Here is a 6,091-nt window from a genome sequence, read left to right as displayed (position 1 = left end):
CTGCTGTCCGAGTTCCCTTACCGCACACCGGACATGACGTCACGTCACGCACGAACCCGGCGAACCCGACCAACCTCGACTACGCAATGCCCCTGGTGTTGTTACGGCCCACACAGACAGTGACGTCCTTGTCGAAGGCGATGCTGACGTCCCGCAGAAGACGGAAGTTCTTGACGTCCGCCCTCGTGACCCTGGGCGGGCGCACCCTCGGCTCGGTCTGTGACTGCTCGGGAAGCTCTGGTCGGCTTGCGCTCACGATCGCTCCTGTCAGGGGGCGCACTTGGGCCAAGACAGTAGCCTCGTGGCGGTCGCCGTGTGGCCGCATGGTCGATTTACGGTCCTAGCCGGCTTGGAGAGGGGCCGCTCGAAGGTTTCGGGGAACTGAACCGGCCGGCGATCGATGCGCGGAAGCCGGGCCGTTGTGAAGCGTCGGCGCAGGCTGTGAGTGGCAGATCCTTGGCGTGTTGGCTGATCAGGCCGCGCGGCGGGCCGGTGAGCTGGGATACTGCAAGCATGGTGAACCGACTGGCAAACTCCCAGTCGCCCTATCTCCTCCAGCACGCCTCCAATCCTGTGGATTGGTGGCCATGGGGAGAGGAGGCGATGCAAGAGGCCAAGCGGCGCGACGTTCCCATCCTTCTCTCGGTGGGCTATTCGTCGTGCCACTTAGCCTGATGATCATTGGTGCCATGTGATGGCGCACGAGTCCTTCGAGGACGAAGCCATCGCGGCCCTGGTCAACGACAACTTCGTCGCGGTGAAGGTCGACCGCGAGGAGCGCCCCGACGTCGACGCGGTCTACATGGAGGCCGTCCAGGCCGCCACCGGACAGGGCGGCTGGCCGATGACCGTCTTCCTCACCCCGGACGCCGCCCCCTTCTACTTCGGCACGTACTTCCCGCCGGAGCCCCGCCACGGCATGCCCTCCTTCCCGGACGTCCTGGAAGGAGTCCGCGACGCCTGGACCGGCCGCCGCGACGAGGTCGGCGAGGTCGCCGACCGGATCGTCAAGGACCTCGCGGGCCGCTCCCTCGCCTACGGCGGCGACGGCATCCCCGGCGAGGAGGAGCTCGCGCAGGCCCTCCTCGGCCTCGTCCGCGAGTACGACGCCACCCGCGGCGGCTTCGGCGGCGCTCCCAAGTTCCCGCCGTCGATGGCCGTGGAGTTCCTGCTCCGCCACCACGCCCGTACGGGCGCCGAGGGTGCCCTCCAGATGGCCGCCGACACCTGCGAGGCCATGGCCCGCGGCGGCATCTACGACCAGCTCGGCGGCGGCTTCGCCCGCTACGCCGTCGACCGCGCCTGGGTCGTGCCCCACTTCGAGAAGATGCTGTACGACAACGCCCTGCTGTGCCGCGTGTACGCGCACCTGTGGAAGGCCACCGGCAGCGACCTGGCCCGCCGGGTCGCCCTGGAGACCGCCGACTTCATGGTCCGCGAGCTGCGCACCCCCGAGGGCGGCTTCGCCTCCGCGCTCGACGCCGACTCCGACGACGGGACCGGCAAGCACGTCGAGGGCGCCTACTACGCCTGGACCCCCGAGCAGCTCACCACCGTCCTCGGCGAGGAGGACGCCGCCCTCGCCGCCGCCCACTACGGCGTCACCGAGGACGGCACCTTCGAGCACGGCAGCTCGGTCCTCCAGCTCCCGCAGGACAGCGGAGTCGCCGACGCCGACCGGATCGCCTCGATCGCGGCCCGCCTCCTCGCCGCCCGCGAGGAGCGCGAGCGCCCCGGCCGCGACGACAAGGTCGTCGCCGCCTGGAACGGCCTCGCGATCGCCGCCCTCGCCGAGACCGGCGCCCTCCTCGACCGCCCCGACCTCGTCGAGCGCGCCACCGAGGCCGCCGACCTGCTCGTCCGGGTCCACATGGACGAGACCGCCCGCCTCACCCGTACGTCCAAGGACGGCCGGGCCGGCACCAACGCCGGGGTCCTGGAGGACTACGCCGACGTCGCCGAGGGCTTCCTCGCCCTCGCCGCCGTCACCGGCGAGGGCGCCTGGCTCGAGTTCGCCGGCTTCCTCCTGGACATCGTCCTCGACCGCTTCACCGGCGAGGGAGGCGCGCTGTACGACACCGCCCACGACGCCGAGGCCCTCATCCGCCGCCCGCAGGACCCTACGGACAACGCCACCCCCTCGGGCTGGACCGCCGCCGCCGGAGCGCTCCTCTCGTACGCCGCCCACACCGGCTCCGAGGCCCACCGCGCCGCCGCCGAGGGAGCCCTCGGTGTCGTCAAGGCCCTCGGTCCGCGCGCGCCCCGCTACATCGGCTGGGGCCTGGCGGTCGCCGAGGCCCTCCTCGACGGGCCCCGCGAGATCGCCGTCGTGGGCGCCCCCGGCGACGCCGCATTCCAGGAGCTGCGCCGTACCGCGCTCCTGGCCACCGCCCCCGGCGCGGTCCTCGCCACCGGAGCCCCCGACAGCGAGGAGTTCCCGCTCCTGAGGGACCGGCCGCTGGTGACCGGCGGGGCCGCCGCGTACGTCTGCCGTCACTTCGTCTGCGAGGCCCCGGTCACCGACCCGGCCGAGCTCGCCGGGAAGCTGTGAGTCCGGCGCGGTAACGGGACGGCCCCGCCGCTCCTCCGAGGAGGAGCGGCGGGGCCGCCGTGCCGAGCGTCGTCGCTCAGCTGTTGCCGGCGCCGTTGCCGGACAGCACGGGGATGTCGCTGAGGATGTGCGACAGCGGCTCGTCACCCTTGGCCTGGGTGGAGTTCTCGGTGCACTGCTGGTTCTGCGGGGAGGACAGGACGTTGATGTCCTGGACCGCGACCGGGATGAGACCGACGATCGAACCGGCGTTGACCTTGGCCGGGAGACCGACGCAGGGCTTGTTCAGGGAGCCCTGGACGAGCGCGAACTGCGGGCTCATGTTGCCGTACGTGGCGGAGTTGCCGAACTCCTGGTGGGCACCGTTGCCGCTGAGCGAGGTGGTGCCACCGTCGTCGGCGATCGCGAGCGCCTGTCCGGCACCCGCCGCCGTCGCGCCGAGAACCGACGCGGCCACAGCAGCCGTAGCCAAGAGCTTCTTCATTGTATGAGGCCTTTCGGGTACTGGCCCGCTGAGTGCCGAGCCGTGCTGATCAACTGGTCAGAAGTCCGGAGGTTCCGGTAAGTCCACCGGACGGACTACGGGCAGATGAGCGATGACCCCTTGGCGGGCCGGTACGTGGCCACCGGGATCGTGCTGGGAGCGACGTCCCCGGCGGCCGGCAGCGGCCGGTCCTCACGCAGCCGCCCGAAGACCTCCGCCGCCCCCTCCTCGTCCCAGGCGAGCGTCGACCCGACACCCGCGATGTTCGCGTTGAAGCCCCGCACGGGCACGGTCGCGAATTCCATCTGGTCCGGCGGCAGTTCCCGGAGCCGGGCGGCGAGCGTGAGCAGCTCCGCCGTCGAGATCCCGCGCTCGGACTCGGCCGTCCCGCGCAGCGTCGCCGCGAAGGCCCTCAGCTGCTCCGGGTCGTCCAGGACTCCCTCGCGGAGCCGCTCCAGGGTGTTGACGACGAAGTTCTGCTGTTTGTGGATCCGGCCGAAGTCCATCTGCCCGTCCGCCTTCCGCGAGCGGACGTACTGGAGCGCCTCGCCGCCGCCGACGCGCCGGGTCCCGGGCTGCAGGTCGATGCCGGTCGACGGGTCCTTGAGGGGCTCGGCCGTACAGATGGCGACCCCGCCGTCGACGCGGTCCACGCTGTCCATGAAGCGCCGGAAGTCGATCTCCAGGTACCGGTGCACGGGGAGCCCGGTCATCGACTCGACGGTCTCCACGGTGAACGCGGAACCGCCTTCCGCCCAGGCGCTGTTGATCTTCGCCGGGTGGGCGCCGTGCAGCGAGCCGGTGCGCCGGTCGCGGTGGTCGGCGGGGAAGGCGGTGAGCGAGTCGCGCGGCAGACTCACGACCTCGACCCGGTCGTTCGCCGCCGAGACGTGCACGAGCATCATCACGTCCGTGCAGTCGCACTCCTTCCCGCCGAGCCGGAAGCGCTCCTTCTCCTCCTCGCTGACGCCCCTGCGGGTGTCGATGCCGACCACGAGGAGGTTCAGCCCCTGTTCGGGCGAGGGGAGTTCGGTGGGGGCGACGGCGACGGCGGCGGCGAGAGCGCCGGGGACGAGGGCGGCGAGCGCGGCCAGGGCCGCGGGGGCGAGCAGCAGATTCCGGTGCCACTTCGGGCGCGGGACATTCATGTCCGCACGCTAATTCGACCCCGCTCGCACAGAGGTACGCGACGCGACATGGGCAGAGCGAATCACTCTCCTGCGATGCCTGTGTAATCCTGTTCAACGATGCGCGAATCGCAGCGGAAGGAGCGAAGATGGCGCCGGGTCCCGGGAAATGGGAACGGATGGCCTTCATTCCGAAGAGCCGGTATGTGAGTGATCAGCCGACCGTCGACCGCACACCATTCCCGGTCTATTCCGCACTGGTGACACAGTGGGTACAGGCGGGGCGCACGGTACCGGGAGTGCCGGACCGGGAGTGGGAACGCCTGATGGCCACCCCCGTCTGGCCGCGCCCGTAGCCGCAGCACGCACGCGTAAGGGGGCCGCCCCGGGAGGGCGGCCCCCTTACGCGTGAGCGGAACGTCAGTTGTTGCCGACGCCGTTGCCCGAGAGGACCGGGATGTCGTCCAGGATGTGCGACAGGGCCTCGTCACCCTTGGCCTGGGTGGAGTTCTCGGTGCACTGCTGGTTCTGCGGGGAGGACAGGACGTTGATGTCCTGGACCGCGACCGGGATGGCACCGACGAGCGAGCCCGCGTTGAGCTTGGCCGGCAGGCCGATGCAGGGCTTGTTCAGGGAGCCCTGGACGAGCGCGAACTGCGGGCTCATGTGGCCGTACGTGGTGGAGTTGCCGTACTCCTGGTGAGCGTGGTTGCCGCTGAGCGACGTGGTGCCGCCGTCGTTGGCGATGGCGAACGCCGGGGCGGCCACCGCGGCGGAGGCGCCGACGATGGAGGCGGCTGCGGCCGCGGTGGCCATAACCTTCTTGATCACGGGAGTTCCCTTCATAGAACCGGCTCCGTGCAGGGAGCGCACTGATCAACTGGCCCCCCACCCCCGGGGTTCCGCTGCGTCACCCCGTTGGCCGAGCGCACTCGGCAGCGCGAAACGAGGCTCCAGTCGAACGAGTGAAGCGCCGGAACCAATGGACCCGGACGCAGTTGATCCCGTCGCATCAATCAGGTCGATTGGTGGGAACAGGAACGGAATCACCGTGATCAAGAAGATTATGGCGGCTGCGGCTGTTACGGCCTCTGTTGTCGGCGTATCCGCCGCGGCGGCCGCCCCGGCGCTCGCCATCGCCAACGACGGCGGCACCACCTCGCTCAGCGGCAACGGCGCCCACCAGTCGTTCGGCAACTCCAAGACCGCCGGTGACATGAGCCCGCAGTTCTCGGCGGTCCAGGGCTCGCTGAACAAGCTCTGCCTCGGTGTCCCGGCGAAGGCGAACGTCGGCTCGGTCGTCGGCCTCATCCCGGTCGCGGTCCAGGACATCAACGTCCTGTCCTCCCCGCAGAACCAGCAGTGCGCGGAGAACTCCACCCAGGCCAAGGGTGACGAGCCGCTGTCGCACATCGTCGAGGACATCCCGATCCTCTCCGGGAACGGTGCCTACAACGGCTGATCCGTACCCCGTACGCGACAGGGCCGGAGGGAACGTCACGTTCCCTCCGGCCCTGTCGCGTACGGGCAATGGAGTGAAAGAAAGGACACCTCCGCTGTTTCGGTTTCCTTTTCGAGGTGTGTTCGTTGTGTTGTGTGCAGCGGAAATGTATTCCGCCGAGGAAAGGAACCAGACGCAATGAACTGCAAGAAGGCCGCGGTCGTCGTCGCCGGAATCGTCATGGCCATGGGTGTGGCGTCGCCCGCCTTCGCGGACGCGGACGCGCACGGCGCGGCCATCGGTTCGCCGGGCGTCCTGTCCGGCAACGTGGTCCAGGTCCCGATCCACGTGCCGATCAACGCCTGCGGCAACAGCCTCAACCTCATCGGTGTGCTGAACCCGGCGTTCGGCAACACCTGCATCAACGCCTGAGTCCACAGCGACGCACAGGCACAAGGGCCGGCCCCGGAGAGCATCCGCTTCCCGGG

5 protein-coding genes and 1 pseudogene are annotated in these 6,091 nt (G+C 70.0%); 3 read left to right on the top strand and 3 right to left on the bottom strand.

Annotated features, from left to right (window positions below; all coding sequences use genetic code 11):
- The first annotated feature begins 513 nt into the window (after window positions 1-513).
- Window positions 514-2,551: pseudogene (locus ACWFR1_RS20415) on the top strand (thioredoxin domain-containing protein).
- 76 nt (window positions 2,552-2,627) lie between these two features.
- Here the strand turns inward: ACWFR1_RS20415 and ACWFR1_RS20410 are convergent.
- From ACWFR1_RS20410 to ACWFR1_RS20400, 3 genes are all read right to left on the bottom strand, one after another.
- On the bottom strand, window positions 2,628-3,035 hold the full coding sequence (locus ACWFR1_RS20410; RefSeq protein WP_453553062.1) for a rodlin: 408 nt from the start codon (window positions 3,033-3,035) through the stop codon (window positions 2,628-2,630).
- A 95-nt stretch (window positions 3,036-3,130) separates the two neighbouring features.
- Window positions 3,131-4,183, bottom strand: a complete 1,053-nt coding sequence (locus tag ACWFR1_RS20405) for an LCP family protein (protein WP_453553060.1) — start codon at window positions 4,181-4,183, stop codon at window positions 3,131-3,133.
- Window positions 4,184-4,582: 399 nt separating this feature from the next.
- Window positions 4,583-4,993 (bottom strand): rodlin, encoded by a 411-nt coding sequence (locus ACWFR1_RS20400; protein ID WP_453553057.1) that lies wholly within the window; start codon window positions 4,991-4,993, stop codon window positions 4,583-4,585.
- Window positions 4,994-5,213: 220 nt separating this feature from the next.
- On the opposite strand from ACWFR1_RS20400, the gene ACWFR1_RS20395 reads away from it, so the two are divergent.
- The gene (locus ACWFR1_RS20395) at window positions 5,214-5,624 is read left to right on the top strand and encodes a rodlin (protein WP_453553055.1); all 411 of its coding nucleotides are present in this window, start codon (window positions 5,214-5,216) and stop codon (window positions 5,622-5,624) included.
- A 177-nt stretch (window positions 5,625-5,801) separates the two neighbouring features.
- The gene (locus ACWFR1_RS20390; RefSeq protein ID WP_453553053.1) at window positions 5,802-6,035 is read left to right on the top strand and encodes a chaplin; all 234 of its coding nucleotides are present in this window, start codon (window positions 5,802-5,804) and stop codon (window positions 6,033-6,035) included.
- The last annotated feature ends 56 nt before the right edge of the window (window positions 6,036-6,091 follow it).

It is taken from the genome of Streptomyces sp. NPDC055103, from assembly GCF_053607625.1.
Note: the sequence above shows the minus strand (reverse complement) of the source record. Positions and strands in the feature narration are given on the sequence as shown.